Annotated in this window: 17 protein-coding genes and 4 tRNA genes; 12 read left to right on the top strand and 9 right to left on the bottom strand. The window is 65.1% G+C overall.

The genetic code is table 11. From position 1 onward, the window contains the following. Window positions 1–4: 4 nt before the first annotated feature. Window positions 5–1,216, bottom strand: a complete 1,212-nt coding sequence (locus tag QF777_07995; protein MDP6911492.1) for an aromatic ring-hydroxylating dioxygenase subunit alpha — start codon at window positions 1,214–1,216, stop codon at window positions 5–7. 234 nt (window positions 1,217–1,450) lie between these two features. On the opposite strand from QF777_07995, the gene QF777_08000 reads away from it, so the two are divergent. Then, window positions 1,451–2,881: a hypothetical protein gene (locus QF777_08000; protein MDP6911493.1), complete on the top strand. Its 1,431-nt coding sequence runs from the start codon at window positions 1,451–1,453 to the stop codon at window positions 2,879–2,881. Between the two features lie 44 nt (window positions 2,882–2,925). On the opposite strand, the gene QF777_08005 is transcribed toward QF777_08000, so the two are convergent. Next, the gene (locus QF777_08005) at window positions 2,926–3,810 is read right to left on the bottom strand and encodes a hypothetical protein (GenBank protein ID MDP6911494.1); all 885 of its coding nucleotides are present in this window, start codon (window positions 3,808–3,810) and stop codon (window positions 2,926–2,928) included. 224 nt (window positions 3,811–4,034) lie between these two features. Continuing rightward, window positions 4,035–5,159 carry a DUF1214 domain-containing protein gene (locus QF777_08010; protein MDP6911495.1) on the bottom strand — a complete coding sequence of 375 codons (1,125 nt, stop codon included), beginning with the start codon at window positions 5,157–5,159 and terminating at the stop codon, window positions 4,035–4,037. A gap of 152 nt (window positions 5,160–5,311) precedes the next feature. Here QF777_08010 and QF777_08015 point away from each other — a divergent pair, with 152 nt between their 5' ends. Then, complete coding sequence (locus QF777_08015; GenBank protein ID MDP6911496.1) at window positions 5,312–6,091, top strand: enoyl-CoA hydratase/isomerase family protein; 780 nt, start codon at window positions 5,312–5,314, stop codon at window positions 6,089–6,091. Further along, window positions 6,085–6,996: an SDR family oxidoreductase gene (locus tag QF777_08020; protein MDP6911497.1), complete on the top strand. Its 912-nt coding sequence runs from the start codon at window positions 6,085–6,087 to the stop codon at window positions 6,994–6,996. The genes QF777_08015 and QF777_08020 overlap by 7 nt, the downstream gene beginning before the upstream one ends. A gap of 211 nt (window positions 6,997–7,207) precedes the next feature. On the opposite strand, the gene QF777_08025 is transcribed toward QF777_08020, so the two are convergent. Together QF777_08025 and QF777_08030 are read right to left on the bottom strand one after the other, a co-directional pair. After that, window positions 7,208–7,284 (bottom strand) — tRNA-Arg (locus QF777_08025). Between the two features lie 90 nt (window positions 7,285–7,374). Further along, window positions 7,375–7,468 (bottom strand) — tRNA-Ser (locus QF777_08030). A 61-nt stretch (window positions 7,469–7,529) separates the two neighbouring features. Between QF777_08030 and QF777_08035 the strand changes: the two genes are divergently transcribed. Further along, a tRNA-Ser gene (locus QF777_08035) sits at window positions 7,530–7,617 on the top strand. 23 nt (window positions 7,618–7,640) lie between these two features. Here QF777_08035 and pheA read toward each other — a convergent pair. Further along, window positions 7,641–8,588 carry a prephenate dehydratase gene (gene pheA / locus QF777_08040; protein ID MDP6911498.1) on the bottom strand — a complete coding sequence of 316 codons (948 nt, stop codon included), beginning with the start codon at window positions 8,586–8,588 and terminating at the stop codon, window positions 7,641–7,643. Between the two features lie 19 nt (window positions 8,589–8,607). On the opposite strand from pheA, the gene larB reads away from it, so the two are divergent. The 5 genes from larB (at window position 8,608) to QF777_08065 (ending at window position 13,542) form a co-directional block, all read left to right on the top strand. Further along, window positions 8,608–9,423 carry a nickel pincer cofactor biosynthesis protein LarB gene (gene larB, locus QF777_08045; protein ID MDP6911499.1) on the top strand — a complete coding sequence of 272 codons (816 nt, stop codon included), beginning with the start codon at window positions 8,608–8,610 and terminating at the stop codon, window positions 9,421–9,423. 5 nt (window positions 9,424–9,428) lie between these two features. Then, window positions 9,429–10,631, top strand: a complete 1,203-nt coding sequence (gene larC / locus QF777_08050) for a nickel pincer cofactor biosynthesis protein LarC (GenBank protein ID MDP6911500.1) — start codon at window positions 9,429–9,431, stop codon at window positions 10,629–10,631. A gap of 12 nt (window positions 10,632–10,643) precedes the next feature. Further along, entirely contained in the window at window positions 10,644–11,381 is a 738-nt protein-coding gene (locus QF777_08055; GenBank protein MDP6911501.1) for an MBL fold metallo-hydrolase, read from the top strand. Between the two features lie 62 nt (window positions 11,382–11,443). Continuing rightward, on the top strand, window positions 11,444–12,454 hold the full coding sequence (locus QF777_08060; protein ID MDP6911502.1) for an MDR family oxidoreductase: 1,011 nt from the start codon (window positions 11,444–11,446) through the stop codon (window positions 12,452–12,454). A gap of 32 nt (window positions 12,455–12,486) precedes the next feature. After that, window positions 12,487–13,542 (top strand): LLM class F420-dependent oxidoreductase, encoded by a 1,056-nt coding sequence (locus QF777_08065; protein ID MDP6911503.1) that lies wholly within the window; start codon window positions 12,487–12,489, stop codon window positions 13,540–13,542. A gap of 33 nt (window positions 13,543–13,575) precedes the next feature. Here QF777_08065 and QF777_08070 read toward each other — a convergent pair. Continuing rightward, window positions 13,576–13,662: transfer RNA gene (locus QF777_08070), tRNA-Leu, on the bottom strand. Between the two features lie 158 nt (window positions 13,663–13,820). Here QF777_08070 and QF777_08075 point away from each other — a divergent pair. Further along, complete coding sequence (locus tag QF777_08075; protein ID MDP6911504.1) at window positions 13,821–14,936, top strand: protein phosphatase 2C domain-containing protein; 1,116 nt, start codon at window positions 13,821–13,823, stop codon at window positions 14,934–14,936. 73 nt (window positions 14,937–15,009) lie between these two features. After that, the gene (gene pknB / locus QF777_08080) at window positions 15,010–16,911 is read left to right on the top strand and encodes a Stk1 family PASTA domain-containing Ser/Thr kinase (GenBank protein ID MDP6911505.1); all 1,902 of its coding nucleotides are present in this window, start codon (window positions 15,010–15,012) and stop codon (window positions 16,909–16,911) included. A 20-nt stretch (window positions 16,912–16,931) separates the two neighbouring features. Here the strand turns inward: pknB and QF777_08085 are convergent, their stop codons facing one another. After that, entirely contained in the window at window positions 16,932–17,510 is a 579-nt protein-coding gene (locus QF777_08085; protein ID MDP6911506.1) for an aminodeoxychorismate/anthranilate synthase component II, read from the bottom strand. Window positions 17,511–17,593: 83 nt separating this feature from the next. Between QF777_08085 and QF777_08090 the strand changes: the two genes are divergently transcribed. Continuing rightward, entirely contained in the window at window positions 17,594–17,944 is a 351-nt protein-coding gene (locus tag QF777_08090; GenBank protein ID MDP6911507.1) for a hypothetical protein, read from the top strand. 147 nt (window positions 17,945–18,091) lie between these two features. Here QF777_08090 and QF777_08095 read toward each other — a convergent pair whose 3' ends face one another. Next, window positions 18,092–18,343, bottom strand: coding sequence for a hypothetical protein (locus QF777_08095; GenBank protein MDP6911508.1), 252 nt, complete (start codon window positions 18,341–18,343; stop codon window positions 18,092–18,094). Window positions 18,344–18,401: the final 58 nt, after the last annotated feature.

Raw genomic sequence — 18,401 nt, forward strand, 5'->3', positions numbered from 1 at the left:
CTTCTTACCCGTCGTCGGTGATCTTGTCGAGGAGTGGTAGAAGCTCCTGGCCCAGCATGCTGCGATAGGTGTTGTGGTAGTGGTGCAGGGCAGGCTCGTTTCGTCCGAACACGATCTGGTCGAGTGCACCGGTGTCAGCTGACCTCTGTTGGCTGGCGCTCATGGCGTAGTCCTCGTCGCGGATGATCTCGCCGAAAGAGCGAGCAATTTGGGTCGCAAAGGCTTCGAAGTCAGGTACCTCGATGCCGAGGACGTTCGACTCGACGGCTTCCGGGCGGATGTAAAAGTCGACCTTGCTGACATGGTGGCCCGGGTCACCCGGCGTCGGAATGGCACGGACGAGGAATACACCGACTTCGAAGGGCATGAGGATGATGTTTGGGAATAGCCAGTAGACGGGGAGGCCGGCGACGGTGACGTCCCACTCCTCCTCTGGAAGCTGTCGTACTTGATCGATGGCTCGCTTGCATAGGACCATTCGGTGGAGGTGCCCGTCCTCGTCGTAGGTCTGGACGTTGCCGTGGAAGTTGAGTGCAAGGGTGTTCGAGTGGAGTGCGTTGAAGTGATACGTCTCGCCGAAGGTGTCCATTGCGAGCTTCCAGTTGCACTTGATGTCGTACTCGTCAGAGGTGAGGAGTTTGAGTTCGTCGAATCTCCAGGTCGGGAACTCGTCGTTGAACCACTCGCCGAGTAGCCAGTCGAGGTCGACTTCACCGTCGGGTTGGGGATGCACAAAGAGCAACCCGTGTCGCTCCTCGGCCGGGAGTTCGCGCAATCCGAGGCATTCCATTTCGACTTGGCCGAAGTGGGCGGCCTTAGGCATCCCTACGAGGGTCCCGGCGGTGTCGTAACTCCAGGCATGGAACGGGCAGGTGAAGCGACGTTTAGTGCCGTGGCTATCGGTTTCGAGGATGGTGCCCCGGTGTCGGCACGAGTTTACGAAGGCCCTGAACCCACCATCCTCGCCCCGGGTGGCGAGGATGGGTGTCCCGTAGTCGTTGTTGGTGAGGAACGACCCTGCCTCGGGAAGGTCACCGGACAGGCCGATGAGTTGCGGCATCCCTCGGAACCACTCGTTCCACTCACGGTTGGCCTGGGTGGGGTCGGTGTAGGTGATGGTCGGGTTTTGACGCAGGCCGCCCGCATCGACGTTGGTGTCGCCGTCGAGATGGGCGCACATTTCCTTGATTATCCGGACCTGCTCGTCGTGTCGCATGACGTGACCTGACCAGAAACTTAGAGGGTTAGCCAAATCCACTGGATGTGCTGGCTTGTGAAGGCGTGGGCGTGCCCGGAGGGACTCGAACCCTCCCCACCGCGGAGAGCATGATCCGGGCACCAGAGCGCTTCTCTGCAAGTCTGTTGGGTCGGGGCAAACTTGCAGTTCAGAGCTGATTTTTTGGGCCGTCACCGCTCAATCCGCCGACGGACCTCGTGCTAAACAGAACCCGTGGATTCCCTACGACTCGTCTGGCTGCTAACGGTGGCCCTCCTCGCCGGATGCGCCTCCAACGGCGAGGTGGCTGCACCCACCACCGCGACGACCGCGACCGCCACGTCCACCGCGACCGCCACGTCCACCGCGACCGCCACGTCCACCGTGACGACCGCGGCGCCGGTCACGTCCACTGCGGAGATCACCGTGACCACTGCGGAGACCACCGTGACCACCGCGGAGACCACCGTGACCACCGCAGCGCCCACCACCATCGACATCAGCGCCGTCCAGACTGCCGAGCAGCTTCAGGCGTATGTGGCCGAGGCAGCCGGGTTCTCGCAGGTCGAAGCCGCCTGGCTCCTGCCAGACGACCTGGACCCCCAGGCGGGCGGCGCCCCTGGTTACACCCGCTATGTCTTTCGTGAGACTTCTGCCGGCGTGGTGCCCACGCTGGTGGAGGGGCCGGTCGGCGACCAGGTCCGCTGCCAGGATCCTGACCTGCCCTGTTCGTACCTTGAACTCAAGGAGTTACACGAGAGCGGTGGGAGTATTCCCGAGGAACTGGAGCTGCACCCCGACGAACTGGGCGCGTTGGTCGCCGAGTTGGACGAACTGAATGCCTTCATGGAGAAGCACAGGGACGTCGACGACGCCTGCCGCGCCGGCCATGTTTCCGACCGGATCCAGACCCCGAACATGGGATCGCACTTCTACAACCTCTCCAGCATGCGACGGGGCTTCGACCCGGGCAGCCCACAGATCCTGCTCTACACGCTGGCTGACGACTCCCTGCCGAATGGGGCGCTGGGCCAGTGCTCGGAGGGCAGATGGATAGGCGAGCCCATGCAACTGGTGGGCACGGCGTTCGTCATTTCGCCAGAGATCATCGGCTTCGACCACCCCGAAGGCTTTACCGGCGGATTAGACAACTGGCACTCGCACTTCAATCTCTGCCGCGGCAACCGTAAGGGCGTTGACCAGTTCGTGAGCCGGGAGGAGTGTGCTGGCCTGGGTGGGCAGTTCCACGACGCCATCGGCTGGATGCTCCATGCGTGGGTGGATCCCGCCCACGACAACCAGTTGGGTGTCTTCTCGATGTGGAACTCCTCGATCACCCCGTTCCTGGGAGACGCCGACATTCGCTCGGCTTCGATGGTGCGCGGTAGCGACTTCCCAGAGGACGCCCGCCAGTCGCTCATTACCAACTTCGCCTTCGAGTCCGCTATCAAGGTGACCGCCGGCGAGGCCGTCTACTTCAACAACAGCGACTCGGTGCCCCACACGGTCAGTGCCGGCACCCCTGACGACCCCGTCCTCGACTCCTTCGACTCGGGCCTTCTGGACCCCGGCGACAACTGGCAGTTGAACACTTCGACGCCGGGCACCTATAGCTACTTCTGCGCCCTACACCCCGACATGACTGCCACCATCATCGTCAACTGAGGTTGGCCAGGTTTTCTTCACGGGTGAAGCCGTGATCCCCGGTGTTAGGTCGGGCGGTGTCGAAGAGCGGGCATCCAGCGTTCACCAGCGGTGGCGTTGATCCGAGCAACGAACGCTTCGTGATGGGGCTCGACAGCCTGACAAAACGCTTGCGTGGCGGCCTCGCCTACCTCTCGCCACGCTGGTTCAGTCAACCTGTTGGTGCGGTCTTCTAGCTCGAGGCGAAACTGACGGGCTGTCTGGTTCAGGGCTCCATCAGTTGCTAAGCCTTTCGCTTCCAGACGGCGCCACCCGCGTGCCACGGCCTCATCGTCAGCACCTCGACTTCGGGCGATCCATTCTTCGCCGCCGTACTCGTTGGTGTCGACCATGGCCGAATGGAGAAGTCCGACTTCGACGTCATCGAGTTCTTCAGACGCGCACAGGGCCCAGTGGTTATCGCCGCGGAGCTCGCGAAGGCAGTTAGCCGCCAACCAGGCTGACAGTGCGGGTTGAGTGTTATCAGGTCGTGGCTGGTCTCGACAGGCCGCGAAAAGGGGACGGGCTCCGTGGTGCACGGCGTCGGCACCGCGCCAAAGGTCTTTGGCCAGTGGGGCGAGGGCATCACTCAACCCCGGAGCGATGGATTCCAGGCCGGGTTCGACGGCGGCATCGCGCACTGCACAGATGGCCTCAGCGTCAGTGACGCTGCGCCAGAGGCCGAGGATGGTTTCCACGATCCGTGGATTGATCGAGTATGTGGCCGCCGCAACGGCGGCCGAAGGAATGTCCCCTAGGGGTGCGAGTCGCCATGCCTGGATCCAGCCATTGCCGTTCGGGACGCCCAGGGCCTCGTAGGCGCTAATCGCAACCGGATCCCACATGAGCCAGCCGACGAGGTCGTGACCTGCGCGGCCGGTCCTCGCTGTCAATCCGGTCCAGTCTGTCATCGGCTTTGCTCCGTCTGCCTGCTACTCGGTGATGCCGAGCAGAGGGATTCCCGACGAGGCCTATGTGGGTGGCGCGCTCGGAGGGACTCGAACCCCCAACCTTCTGATCCGTAGGTAGGGCCACGGGGATCTCCAGTCGGGTGAGTTGTGCTCTGAACAGCCCATTCTACGACGGCCCTGCGTCTGGCTGTCTCCCCGTATGCCACCCCAGCCGGATGGCGTCCTTATCGGAACCGTCGCTGGGTGGCCGACCGTCGGTTGGTGAGTTGTTCGATCCGATGTTGGGGATCCCCGTTGACGCGAATTTCGGCGAATTGAACGACCTCCGCCACCGGTGTCGGTTTCGTTTCCGCCCAGACGTACCGATAGGCCACGGAACCACGCTGGAGCCCGGTGGTGTCGAGCCAGTTCGGCCAGCCTGGATCCTGGTGGGCGACGACGATCCGGCACATGCCGTCGGACGTTTCGACTTGCTCCTTGTTGAGGCTTGTCTGGCGCTGGCCGAACATTGGTGACTCGTACCAAAGGAGGTCGTACAGGGCGAACGACCAGTATTTCGCGTCAGGTGTTTCGAGGTCGATAACGAGTGCCTCGTCGGGGCCAAGTTCGAACTGGATGCCGCCGTAAGCAATATTGTCGGCACTTCCGGGTACGGAGTGTGGAGCGGTCGCCTCGTTAAGCGGAGAACCGAGACGGAGGCTTTGGATCCAGTCCGGCCAGAACGTGAATGCTTTCTCCGTCCAGGTGATGGCCCGGTCGAGTTGGCTGAAAAATGCTGCCGGGGTTGGTGGCGTTGGAAATGTGTCGATCCGGTCGAGTCGTTCGATCACAAACCAGCCGGGCTCCACGTTCCAGTCAAGGAAGTACTCCCGTATGGAAACGTGGTCTGCCTCGCCGTCGATCCGTAGCCAGTCCCCGTCATGGGGCTCGGCGCTGATGATCAGTTCAAAAGAGCCGTCGGCCGCGATTGAGAGTTCCTCCGAGGTGATCTCTCCATGCGATCCATACTGTCCGAGGTGCATTTCTCCCTCGGGGAGCTGGACCAGAAACGGGCGCCCACTAGGAACCTTCCCATCAAGCCGGTAGGTGCCCGATGGTTCAATCTTTGCCCGCCAGTACGTGTTGTCGGGACTCGGAGCCCCCCACTGGCCGGTGTCCGAGTTGTGACGATAGATCGATGGCACTTCCCGGTCGGAGAACTCGATTGATTCCTGCAGTGCACCCGCCAAGAGCCCAAGCAGGTGCCGCTGGCCGTTGACGACATCCTGCTCGGTATCCACGCCCGGCATGTCGACAATGCCGTCGCCTAGGTCGCGAAGACGATCACAAAACCCATGCCAGTCGGTCATCTCTAACCCCCCAGGTTCAACCTTCGGAGTAAGAGGGTAGGTGGGTGGGACGATGCCTCGCCGATGAGGCCTCCGGGAGTCGGGTCTAGGGTCATCGGAACTATTGAGAGTGCCGACGGAGACGGCCCAGAGTGACAACGGGAGGCGAGTTCGTGACTGACCGGGTTCAGCTAGAGATCGATGGATCGATCGCCACGATCACGAACAACAACGTCCACAAGCACAACGCCTTCGACGACGAGATGGACGCTCGGCTGTTCGAGATCCTCGGCGAACTCGCGGGCCGTCCTGAGGTACGGGCCGTCATCTGGCGGGGCGAGGGCCGGTCGTGGTCTTCAGGCCGGGATGTTTCGGCCATAGGAACGAACCGGACCGAACTCGCCCACCACGAGTTGATGGTGCGAGGACATCGGGGTATCCAGCAACTGTGGGACATCGACGCTCCGGTCATCGTCGCCATCCAGGGGTGGGCGATCGGGGGGATGTTCCAACGGGCCCTGCTATGTGACATTCGGATCGCCGCCGCCGACGCCCGTTTCATGCTTCCGGAGTTGGGCCACGGCGTGATCCCCGACACCGGAGGCATGGGAGTCCTATATGAGATGTGCGGCCATGGCCTGGTCAGCGACATGGTCCTAACTGGCCGACAGCTCTCAGCCGAGGAGGCACTCCACCACGGGATTGTGTCCCGGGTCGTGTCACCGGAAACCCTGGAGGCCACGGCACGGGAGATGGCCGAGCAGATAGTCGCCGCGCCGGCTGTTGGCGTGAAACTCGCCCGACGGGTCATAGCCCACCTAGCAAGACCCCAGCAACGAACCTCCATGGACGACGAGTTGATCTACCAGACGTTCCTTAACCGCAGCGACGATTTCGCGGAGTTCCGTGCGGCCCGCGACGAGAACCGGGAACCCCGGTACCGGGGGTGCTGATTGTGACGGACCTCTCCGACCCAGGGTTGCCGGCGCCCCCACCATTGGGCGCCAGCGCCCTGCCCGCTGGGACCTTCGACGGCGAGGCGGTGTTCATCACCGGGGCTGGTACAGGCCTCGGCAAAGCAATCGCCGTTGAGTTCGCTCGGCTGGGCGCCTCGATCGTGGTCGCTAGCCGGAAGCTCGAACACCTTGATGCAGGTGCGGCGGCCATCCAGGAGGTCGGTGCTGACGTGATCACCGCCCAGTGCGACATCCGTGACGCCGAGGAGGTCGCCGCGGCGTTCGATACCGCCACCGATGCCTTCGGGCTACCCGGCGTCCTCGTCAACAACGCGGCGGCTAACTTCCCGTCGCCCGCCGAGGAGTTGTCGCCCAATGCTTGGCGCACCGTGGTCGACATCACCCTCAACGGAACATTCCTGTGCGCCCGAGAGTTCGCCCGGCGACACCTCGCGGCCGGCAGCCCGGCATCGATCATCAACGTGGGCGCCTCGTACGCCTGGACCGGCGGTCCGGGCTTCGCTCACTCGGCAGCCGCCAAGGCGGGCGTCAAGAATCTCGTCGAGACCCTTGCTGTGGAGTGGGGGCCGGCCGGCATCCGGGTCAACGGTCTCGTACCCGGCCTGTTCCCCCATGAGGACATGACCAACGACATCCGGGGCAACCTTGACCGGACGCACGACAAGGATCACTGTCAGCCCGCCCTCCGGGTGGGGGAGCGTCAGGAACTGGGCTGGGCGGCCACTTTCCTGGCCTCGCCGTACGCCCGGTTCATCTCTGGACACACTCTGGTCGTCGACGGTGCGAACTGGCAGCGGCGTACTCTGACTAACCCTCCGGTCGTACCGATCCGTGACCAGTTGGGGCTCGGGCCTTTCGAGAACACCGACCAGGTCGGTTAGAACGGCAGGCCAGACTTGACGCCGCCCAGGTCTTTCAGGGCATGTTTCCGATCATCGATGCTGGCACGGCGCAGGTCCGACCGGTCGGCGACTTCGCGGCCATGCTCAAGGTCCGGGCTGAGGCGAACGCCTAAGGAAACCTCCTCCGACGAGTTCCCCCGCCCCCTACGACAACAGACCTCGCCGGGATTACCGACGAGGCCTGTCTGGGTGGCGCGCTCGGAGGGACTCGAACCCCCAACCTTCTGATCCGTAGTCAGATGCTCTATCCAATTGAGCTACGAGCGCAGCGGCCCGAGTGTACGAGCCACCCGGAACCCGCCCCACCGCTGGTGACCAGAGCCACCAGGAGGTGGTGACGGCCAATCGGTGGGCGGCTGGCGGAGAGGGTGGGATTCGAACCCACGATGAGCTTTTAGGCCCATACTCCCTTAGCAGGGGAGCGCCTTCGACCTGACTCGGCCACCTCTCCTCGGGGCCGGATGCTACCGGCGGCCCGGATGCCGCGGACCCCCGCCGATACGCTGCGCAACGGAGGGATGGCAGAGCGGACGATTGCGACGGTCTTGAAAACCGTTGAGCCTCACGGCTCCGGGGGTTCGAATCCCCCTCCCTCCGCCACTCGCCGGGACTGATCAGTCCCCTCAGGAGCGGATGCGACCCCGTAGGTCGGTCAACCAGTCGTCAGCCGAGCGGGAGGCCACGGTGGCCTCGGCCCGGACCTGCGCTCCATTGGTGCCCGCCGCCGGGTACGACCCGAGGAACTTGACCTCTCCGTGCTTCATCTGCAGATTTCGGAGGCAGTCGGCCACCAACTCGTCTGCCACATGACCTTCAAGGTCCATCAAAAAGCAGTAGTCACCGAGCCCTCGCTTGGTGGGGCGCGACTCCAGGCGAGTCAGGTTGATCGAACGGGCGGCGAACTCCTGAAGAATCCCCAGCAGCGATCCCGGTCGGTCGGCCCGCTGGAAGACGACCAACGAGGTCTTGTCATGACCGGTAGAAGCCGGGATGCCGTCGGGGGCTACCAGTACGAACCGTGTCTGGTTCTCCGGATGGTCCTCGATGTCGGCGGCCAGCACCTCAAGCCCGTAGGCCTCGGCGGCCCGACCTGGGGCAATGGCCGCGGTGTGGCCGTCGGGTGTGGCGGCCAGCAGGCGCGCCGCATCGGCCGTGGAGTTGGAGGCCTGGACTTCAGCGTTCGGGAGGTGTTCGGACAGCCATCCACGGCACTGGGCAATGGCATGCGGGTACGAACACACCCGGTCGACATCGGCCAAGGTGGTGCCGGGAGCCACCATCAGGTTCAACTGGATGGAGATCACAACCTCACGTTGGATCAGCAGGTCGACGTCGAAGGCCAGAGTGTCCTGGGTGACGTTGACACTGCCCTCGATGGAGTTCTCGATCGCCGCGAAACCGAGGTCCGCCTCGCCGGCCACCACCTGGCGGAACACGTCAGGAATCGACGGTGCAGGACGCAGGTCAAGGCCCGTCAGGTCGCCCTGAGTGAACAGAGCTTGCTCGGTGAAGGTGCCGGCGGGGCCAAGATAGGCAAGCCTCGAAAGGTCCGGGGGTGCGAGATCGTCCACGGGAGGGGAGGATAGTGACGTGGATCCCGACGCCCGGCACCAATTGCCTCTGTACGACTTGCCCTTGTCCGAATTGATGGCCGGCGTGGCGGAGGGGACGATCTCGCCAGATGACGCTGTAAGACGCCTGAGTCGACTGCCCTTTGTCGATGTAGGCGTAGCCCGGATCGACCACCACCGTGCTCTCCGGCAGGGACTCCCCGAGGCGGTGTACGCCCCCGGCAAGTCCGCCGAGGACGTGGCCATCGTGGTCAGCGAACTGCTGGACCACGGGACCGGCCCGGTGGTGCTCTCACGGGCCGACAAGGTGCAGACCGCCGCCGCGCTAGGCGTCGACGCGTCGGGAACCGTGTTGGGCCACACCGTGGTATGGCGACGGGCCGTCGATCGTGGGGACCGGGTGCTGGTGGTCACGGCCGGCACGGCCGATGCGCCGGTAGCCGACGAGTGCGCGGCGGTCCTGTGGGCCCACGGAATCGATGCCGACCGGTTATCCGACGTCGGTGTTTCGGGCATCCATCGTCTGCTGGCCGACATTGACCGCATTCACAAGGCCGACGCCGTAGTCGTGGTGGCCGGCATGGAGGGGGCGTTGGCCAGCGTGGTTGGTGGCCTCACCGATGGCCCGGTGGTCGCCGTACCGACCAGCGTGGGGTACGGCTCGTCACTGGAGGGGGTCACGGCGCTTCTGGGAATGCTGGCCTCGTGCGCCTCTGGGCTGACCGTGGTGGGCATCGACAACGGATTCGGCGCAGCGTGTGCCCTGCTACGCGCATTAGGACCGGTTCCCGGATGGCCGGCGGGCGACATCCCTGCGACGGAAGACCTCGAATGACCCGGGTGGCGTGGTTCCAGCCGTTTGCCGGTATCGCGGGGGATATGGCCCTCGGCGCCCTGATCGATGCGGGCGCCGACGTCGACGAGGTCCGGGCGTTAGTGAGACAGCTTCCGATTGAAGGTTGGGCGCTGACCGCCGAGCCGACCCTGCGTGGTGGGATCGCGGCGATCGACGTACGGGTAGAGGCCGACGATGACGCCACCCACCGACACGCGTCCTCGATTTTGGCCATGGTTGACGCTGCCGACTTCCCGGATCGCATGGCCCGACGGGTGCGCGACACCTTCGAGGCGCTGGCCGCCGTCGAGGGTCGCCTTCATGGGATTCCGCCGGCCGACGTGCACTTTCACGAGGTGGGTGCCATCGACAGCATCGTGGACGTGGTCGGCACGTGTGCCGCCCTCGAGGTGCTCGACGTCGACGAGGTCCAGTCGGGCAGTGTGGCCACGGGAACGGGAACGGTCGAATCGGCCCACGGCACGATCCCTATTCCCGCACCGGCCACCATCGCCCTGTTGGCTGGAGCCCCCACCCACGGCACCGACCTGGCCGCCGAGTTGACCACCCCGACAGGCGCCGCCCTATTGGCCGCCATGGTCACCACCTGGGGTCCGATGCCGGCACTGGTCGTCGAGGCCACCGGTTACGGGGCGGGCGACCGGGACCTTGACGGACGACCCAACGTCACTCAGGTTGTGGTGGGCACCCTCGATCGGACGGGGGAAGCTACCGGCGGGGGTCCCGGCCGGGCCTCGGGTCAGCCGATGGTCACCCTCGAGGTGAACGTGGACGATGCCACAGGCGAAACCCTCGCCCATGCCCTGGCCCGGTGCCTAGAGGCGGGAGCCCGTGATGCCTGGGTCACGCCCATCGTGATGAAGAAGGGCCGCCCGGCCCACGTGGTGAGCGCCTTGTGTGATCCGTCCGCAGTAGCCGTGGTCGCCGAGGTGTTGACGTCTGAGACGGGATCGCTCGGCGTACGGGCCCACACCGTCCAACGGTGGTCGGCAGCTCGGACCATGGACGAAGTAGTGGTCGACGGACATCCGATCGAGGTCAAGGTCACCGCCGGTCGGGCCAAGGCCGAACACGATGATGCAGCCCGCGTGGCCGCGGTAACCGGTCGTCCGCTCCGTGAAGTTCTGGCTCTAGCCGAGGCTGCCTGGCGGGCCGCCGACTCAGACCCGTCCGAACCGGCCTCCTAGTCTGGCTCGACGATGACCGACACCACCCACCGCGACACTCCCGACCGCCTCTACTTCCGCCAACTCCTGTCCGGCCGGGACTTCGCCACCGAGGATCCGATGGCCCGCCAGATGGTCAACTTCGTCTACCTCATCGGTGATCTGGAGACCGGCGAGGCCGTGGTGGTCGACCCGGCGTACGACGTCGACGGCATTCTTGATGTCCTTGCGGCCGATGACATGCGTTGCACCGGTGCGCTAGCCACCCACTACCACCCGGACCACGTGGGTGGTTCCATGATGGGCTTAGACATCATCGGGGCCGCCGAACTACTGGAACGAACCTCGGTTCCAATTCACGCCCAGCGTGACGAGGCTGGATTCATCGCCGAGGTGACCGGTCTGGGCGACGGTGAGATCGTCGGACACGACAGTGGTGACGTGGTCACCGTGGGAGCCATCGACATCGAGCTGATCCACACGCCGGGCCACACGCCGGGCAGCCAGTGCTTCTTGGTTGACGGCCGACTGGTGGCCGGCGACACCCTGTTCCTCGAGGGCTGCGGGCGGACCGACCTCCCCGGCGGCGACCCCGCGGCGCTGTACCACAGCCTCCATCACCGTCTAGCCAAGGTGCCCGACGACGCCGTGCTCTACCCCGGTCACCTCTACTCGCCGCAACCATCGGCCCCTATGGGCGACACCCGGCGAGACAACTTCGTATTCATGCCCCGTTCCGAGGAGCAGTGGCTGGCCATGTTCGGCCGCTGAACTGGCCCGCCCTGCCGCCGAGAACCCGGCCCCCGAACTCCCAGCCCCCAAGAAGAGAAGAGATGACCGTGTTTCGTGCCCTGCGACTCGACAAGTCCGATGGTGAGTTCCGACGGGAGTATGTAGAACTTGACGACGGGGATCTTCCGTCAGTAGGTGACGCCGACCAGCCCGAGGTGATCGTCGACGTCGAGTACTCGACGGTGAACTTCAAGGACGCACTGGCCATCGCCGACCAGTCGCCCATCGTGCGTTCGTGGCCCATGGTGCCCGGCATCGACCTGGCCGGCACGGTGGCCTCTTCGGACGACCCCGAGGTTCCGGTAGGCCAGCGGGTGGTTGTGAACGGTTGGGGGATAGGCGAGGAGTCCTGGGGTGGGTTGGCTCAGCGGGCCCGGATCCGCGGGTCGTGGACCGTGCCCCTACCCGAAGGTGTATCCACCGCCCAGGCCATGGCCATCGGCACCGCTGGCTACACGTCGATCCTCTGCGTGCTGGCCCTCGAGGACCACCACGTGACACCCGATCGTGGTCCGGTACTGGTCACCGGTGCGGCGGGTGGCGTGGGGAGCGTGGCCACTGCCCTGTTGGCTGCTCAGGGCTACGAGGTGCACGCCTCCACCGGCCGCCCGGAGGAGGCGGACTACCTGACGGCTTTGGGCGCCTCCACCATCGTGGAGCGGTCTGAACTGTCCGAACCGGGGGGTCGGCCACTGGCCCGAGCCCGGTGGGCCGGGGCGGTGGACGCGGTGGGTAGCCACACGCTGGCCAACGTGCTGGCCCAGGTGCAGCCTGAGGGCTGTGTGGCGGCCTGCGGCCTTGCCCAGGGTATGGACCTCACGACCAGCGTGGCACCGTTCATCCTGCGGGGGGTGACCCTGCGTGGCGTGCACTCGGTCCACGTGCCCCGTGCTCGACGCATTGAAGCCTGGAGACGTCTTGACGAGGATCTCGATCGGGATCTGCTGGCCTCGATGACCAAACTGGTGGGTCTCGACGATGTGTCGGCCGTTGCCGACGACGTGTTGGCCGGACGGATCCGGGGCCGGGTTGTCGTCGACGTCCACGCCTGAGTCGCTGACCGGGAATCGGAGAACGGGGCATCATGCGACTGGGTTTGGGGGTCGACGTCTGGGCCGCGCCGCGTGTCGACCTGCCGCTACGTCGGATCCTGTTGGCTGAGAAACTCGGCTTCGACTCGGTGTGGACCGCCGAGATCTACGGCGCCGATGCGGTCACCCCGCTGGCCTTCCTGGCCGCCCATACCCGGTACCTCCGCCTCGGCTCAGCGGTCGCTCAGATTCCGGCGAGGCCACCCACCACTGCGGCTATGCAGTTCGCCACCCTCGAGGCACTGGCCCCCGGACGTGTGGTGTGTGGACTGGGACTGTCGGGCCCGCAGGTCGCTGAGGGCTGGTACGGCCAGCCGTGGGGTCAGCCGTCAGCACGGTTGCGGGACTACGTAGCCATCGTTCGACAGGTATTTCGCCGCGAGGGGCCGGTGGTCCACGACGGCACGGAAATCCGTCTGCCCTACGACGGCCCGGGCTCGACCGGGTCGGGCCGACCCTTGAAACCGATCCTCCATCCGAACCCCGATCTGCCGATCTTCCTGGCAACCGGTGGGCCGGCCAACGTGCGCCTCACCGCTGAGGTGGCCGACGGTTGGTTGCCGCTGGGCTACACCCCGGGGAGCGCCCACCTCTACGCCGAGGACCTGGCTGTCGGCCTGGCTCGAAGCGGCCGGACCATGGCCGACCTCGAGGTCCAGACAGGGGCCACGGTGTGCCTGACCAATGACGTGCGGTCCGTTCTGGACGCCGCCAAGCCAGGAGTGGCCATGCGGGTCGGTGGTTACGGGACCGCTGAACACAACTTCCATCGCGATGCCATGGTCCGACGGGGATTCGGCGAGGCGGCCGAGCGGATTACCGAGCTGTTCGTGGCCGGTCGGCGGGACGAAGCCGCGGCGGCCGTGCCCGACGACTACGTGGATGACGGGGCCTTGGTCGGATCCGAAGCCCGGATTGCCGAACGCTTCGAACAGTGGCGGTCGACCGATGCCACTGGTCTCACCGTGCGACCCGGTACCGATGAGGAGATGGTCCTGCTGTCTCGACTGGCTGGCTGCGAACCACGGCCCGACGTCGACGTTCCCTGACTACCGGCGCTACCGGATTTGGGGTCGATCAGGTGGTGCGCGAGGAGGGACTTGAACCCTCACATCCTTTCGGACACAGGAACCTGAATCCTGCGCGTCTGCCAATTCCGCCACTCGCGCGAGTCGCGGAGGAAAGGCTAACGGGGTCGATGATGTTCCCGCCGCGCTGAAATGGCCCGCCAGCCACCGGTACCATCGTGCGACGGTGCAGCCGACCGACGGGTGGTGAGGGACAGGTGATGGTGGCCCGCCGACCTCGAAGACGGTCGATCCGATTGGTGATCGGTTCGGCCACCCATGTCGGTCGAATCCGTGACGTGAACCAGGACGACGTCGCTTCGGGCGACGACGTGTACGTGGTGGCCGACGGAATGGGTGGTCATCGAGGAGGCGAAGTGGCATCAACGGTGGCCACCTCAGCCGTGGTGGAGGGGTTCACAGGCCCCGACCGGGCCTCGCTGGTCCGTGCGGTGCGTCTGGCCAATCGAGCGGTCCTCGAGCGGGCCGCTGCCGATCCCGAACTGTCGGGTATGGGAACCACCCTGTGTGCGCTGGCCGTGGTTGACGGTCCAGGAGGACAGGGAGGGCCCGATGCACTGGCTGTGGTCAACATTGGTGACAGCCGCGTGTACCGCCTTGATGCCGGTGGGCTAGTACGGGTCAGCGACGACCACAGCCTGGTGGCTGACTTGGTGCGGGCCGGTGAGCTGACACCGGACGAGGCGGCCGTCCACCCACAACGCAACATTCTCACCAGGGCTCTGGGGATCGAAGCCGATCCCACCATCGACAGTTGGGAACTCCCGCCGGCCCTGGGAGACCGCTTCCTGTTGTGCAGTGACGGGTTGTTCAACGAGTTGGATGATGCCCGGATCAGCGAACTTCTGGGCGACGGCCCGGCCCACGAGGTAGCCGGTCGACTGGTGGCCGAAGCGGTCGTCGAGGGCGGGCACGACAACGTCACTGCGCTGGTCGTAGAGGTGGTCGACGGCCCGGAGGTCCCGCCCAGCGGGCGTCCGCCGATCCCTGCCGCCCGGCCCGAGCGGATCACCGGTCCTGTCCGATCCCGCCCGAAAGGCGATGACCCGCGGGCCACCCTGCGAGCCGCTATCGGCTCGGTGGTTGCCGTGGTGATCGCAACGATCCTGGTCCTGTCGTTGTTTGCTGGCCAGGGGTGGTTCATTGGGAACGACGATGGGGACGTGGCGGTGTTCCGGGGGCGTCCATCTGGGATCCTGTGGTTTGATCCAACCTTCGTGGAGGGCGGAGATCTACGGATATCTCGCCTCGATGACTCGACCCGGGCGGCCGTGCTGGAGACGATCCCGGTCGGAACTCTGGAGGAGGCCAGGCGTCTCATCGAGGGCTTCCGATCCCATCTGAGCGACCAATGACCAATTACAAGCGACTAATGACCAATCACGGGCGACGGTCGGCCCAAACCGGCCCCCGGTAGAATCCTCCGCCGTGTCAGCACAGGGCCCCACCGTCTTCAATGGGCGGTACGAACTCCACCGGCAGATCGCCCGGGGAGGCATGGCCGACGTCTACCTCGCGCGCGATCTCCTCTTGGATCGACCAGTGGCGGTCAAGGTCCTGTTTGACGAATTTTCCCGAGATCCCGACTTCGTGGAGCGGTTTCGTCGGGAGGCTCAGGCCGCAGCCAATCTGAACCATCCCAACGTGGTGAGCGTCTTCGACTGGGGCGAAGAGCAGGGCACCTACTTCATCGTCATGGAGTACGTGGACGGCCGGAGTCTGGCGGAGATCCTCCGCTCCGACGGGCCCCTGCCTGCCGATCGGGCCGCCGAGGTTGCCGCCGACATTGCTGCCGCGCTGGCCTTTGCGCACCGCAACGGTCTGGTCCACCGGGACGTGAAGCCCGGAAACGTATTGGTCACCCCCAACGGCCACGTGAAGGTGGCCGACTTCGGAATAGCGACGGCGTTGGTAGGGGCCCGCAACGACCTCACCCAGTCGGGATCGGTCATGGGAACGGCCACCTACTTCTCGCCCGAGCAGGCGCAGGGACGACCAGTCGACCCGCGTAGCGACCTGTACTCCCTCGGCGTCGTGCTCTACGAGATGATTCTTGGGCGACCGCCGTTCACCGGCGAGACCCCGGTGGCCATTGCCTACCGGCATGTCCAGGACAGCCCGTTGTCGATGCGAGCCGCTGGTGCCGCCGTGGCCGAATCGTTGGAGGCCATCACCCTCAAGCTGCTGGCCAAGAACCCGGTCAACCGCTATCCCACTGCCGAGGACCTTCGGAGTGACCTCAAGCGTTACCGGGACGGCGCACACGACCTGCGAGCCATCTCGCAGGTCGCCATGGTGTCACCGGTTAGTCCAATCGCCCCGATCCCAGCGCCGTCCGGGGACTTTGGGGCGGCCACCGGCCACCGTCGCGATGATGGGCTGCGCCGTACGGCCATGTTCACCGTGGTGTTGGTTGGCCTGCTGGTGGCCTTCGGCTACTTGGTGTTGGAGTTCGTCGACACGCTCGGGGTGGGTGGCGACAATGAGCCGGCCCAGGTGGGGATCGAACTGGTCGAAGTACCCACGTTGATCGGTCAGCCGTTGGATGAGGCCCGGACCAGTCTGCGCGATGCTCGCCTCAGCGTTCAGATGGATTACGAGACCAACTCCGACTTTCCTGAAAACACCGTCTTTGCCCAGGATCCGTCGGGCGGCACCAAGGTCGAGCCCGCCGACACGGTCCGCCTGTGGATCAGTCGGGGGACCGGACCGATGATGCTGCTGGACGTCCGGGGCGATCAGGCTGTGGATGCCGAACGCGACCTGGAGGCTATGGGTCTCAAGGTTCAGACGGTGGGCCAGGAACATCCGGTGGTTCCAGCCGGCGAGGTGATCGACCAGTCACCTGATCCGGACGTAGAGATCATTCCGGGCGCGCGGGTCATTCTGTTCGTGTCGACTGGGCCGGCCGTCGAGGAGGTGCCCGACCTTTCGAACCGGCCTGTGCTCGATGCGATGAACATCGTGTCGCGTCTTGGTTGGCGGGCCAGCACGGCTGAGGAGAAGAGTCGCACGGTGCCCGAGGGCCAGGTGGTCCGCACCGAGCCACCGGCCCGAAGTGAGTTGGCGCCCGGTGGCACCGTGGTCATCGTCGTGTCTTCGGGTCTGCCTTTGGTGCCCGTCCCGGCGGTCGAAGGCATGCGGGAGGCCGACGCGGTCGCTGCGTTGACCGATGTTGATTTGGTGGCCAACGTCCGCAGCGAGGTTCTGCCGGCCTACAGCCCCAACGATGGGCGGGTCATCAGCCAGAGCCCGGTGCCGGATGGAGAGGTCGACCTGGGGACCCGAGTGACCATCGTGATCGGACGGGCCGAGGATCCGACCAGCTAGCAGCGGGCCCGATCTCCGGGTCAGGCGACCCGGGCCAGGAAGTTAGTTAGCAGATCGTGTCCGTTGGCCGTCAGGACCGACTCGGGATGGAACTGCACGCCCTCCACGTCGAACTCGCGGTGTCGTAGCCCCATGACGAGTCCGTCTTCACTGGTCGCCGTGATTTCCAACTCGTCGGGGATCGAGTCCCGGTCGACGATGAGCGAGTGGTAGCGGGTGGCTTCCAACGGAGCGGGTAGGCCGGCGAAGATTCCGGCGCCCTCGTGTTGGATCATCGACGTCTTGCCGTGCATGACTTTCGGCGCCCGCACCACCGAGCCACCCCATGCGGCACCGATGGCCTGATGGCCGAGGCACACCCCTAGCAGGGGTACTCGTCCGGCCGCCCAGTGGATTACCGCTGTGGAGACGCCGGCGTCCTCCGGTCGTCCCGGCCCGGGGCTGATCAGCACAGCATCGGGAGCTAGGGCTTCCACGTCGGCCAGCGTTATCGCGTCGTGGCGGTAAACGAGCGGATCGGCACCGAGCTCGCCCAGGTATTGGACGAGGTTGTAGACGAATGAGTCGTAGTTGTCGATGACCAGGACGCGTGGGCTCACTCTTGAGACGCTAACCGAACCGATTCGAGGCCCCAGCAGGTTCGGACCTCGGGATGGTGGCTGGGGGCCGTATCCTCGTGGACATGTCGAGTAGCGAGAACGTCAACCCCACGTCGGACCCGTCCCCTGAAGATTCTGTCGAGGGTGGTGCCACACCGCCGCGCCCCCGGCCCGCCAAGAAGCGGGTCCAGGGAGGTCGGGTCACCCCGAAGGGCACCCGTACTGGTGCCCCGGTGGACCACTCGATGTCAGCGGGTCATGCATCGTCGCCCACCTGGATGACGGTGCTGCTTTTCGGCCTGTTGGGACTGGGAATTTTGATCATCTTCTTCAACTATGTCGGTTGGATGCCCGGTGGAACCAGCAACGGTTTCCTGATGCTGGGCCTCGGTTCGATCCTCGGCGGGATCATCACCGCCACCCAGTACCACTGACCAAGTTCGTGCTGGGGTCCGGCGGTCGAACCGGATCGCATCTTGGAATCACATCCCTGTGATTCACCCACAGGCGTGTCCACACCCTGTGGAAAACCATCGCTTTAAAGAGCTTTGAACAGGCGCGACGCGTCCATTGAAGGAGGGTCACTCTTCGGTGGCTTGAAGCTCCATGTCGTCCATGCAGTGACGCGGTGGGTCGGGAATCTCGTCAGGGGCCACCGTCATTCGGACTTCGGTCCCGCAGAGGCTGCAGCGGTACTGGAGCTTCACCTTCCGGAGTTCGCCGACCGGCGGAGGTTCGGGAATTGGAGTGGCTAGGGCCCGCAGCACAGTGATGCCCATGCGCAGCATCATCACGGCCACCGCGATAGCAATGATGATCTTCAACGTCAGCATCTGGCCAGCCTAGGACCGGCTAGGGAACGGACCCGGAGGTCGAGTGGCCCTAGTTCAC

It is taken from the genome of Acidimicrobiales bacterium, from assembly GCA_030747595.1.
Lineage (GTDB): Bacteria > Actinomycetota > Acidimicrobiia > Acidimicrobiales > MedAcidi-G1 > UBA9410.

Bases quoted from the DNA above. Each gene is read 5' to 3' on its own strand.
- QF777_07995 (MDP6911492.1), bottom strand. From the start codon at position 1,216: ATGCGACACGACGAGCAGGTCCGGATAATCAAGGAAATGTGCGCCCAT.
- QF777_08005 (MDP6911494.1), bottom strand. From the start codon at position 3,810: ATGACAGACTGGACCGGATTGACAGCGAGGACCGGCCGCGCAGGTCAC.
- QF777_08055 (MDP6911501.1), top strand. From the start codon at position 10,644: ATGACCGACACCACCCACCGCGACACTCCCGACCGCCTCTACTTCCGC.
- QF777_08095 (MDP6911508.1), bottom strand. From the start codon at position 18,343: ATGCTGACGTTGAAGATCATCATTGCTATCGCGGTGGCCGTGATGATG.
- QF777_08065 (MDP6911503.1), top strand. From the start codon at position 12,487: ATGCGACTGGGTTTGGGGGTCGACGTCTGGGCCGCGCCGCGTGTCGAC.
- QF777_08090 (MDP6911507.1), top strand. From the start codon at position 17,594: ATGTCGAGTAGCGAGAACGTCAACCCCACGTCGGACCCGTCCCCTGAA.
- QF777_08010 (MDP6911495.1), bottom strand. From the start codon at position 5,159: ATGACCGACTGGCATGGGTTTTGTGATCGTCTTCGCGACCTAGGCGAC.
- QF777_08060 (MDP6911502.1), top strand. From the start codon at position 11,444: ATGACCGTGTTTCGTGCCCTGCGACTCGACAAGTCCGATGGTGAGTTC.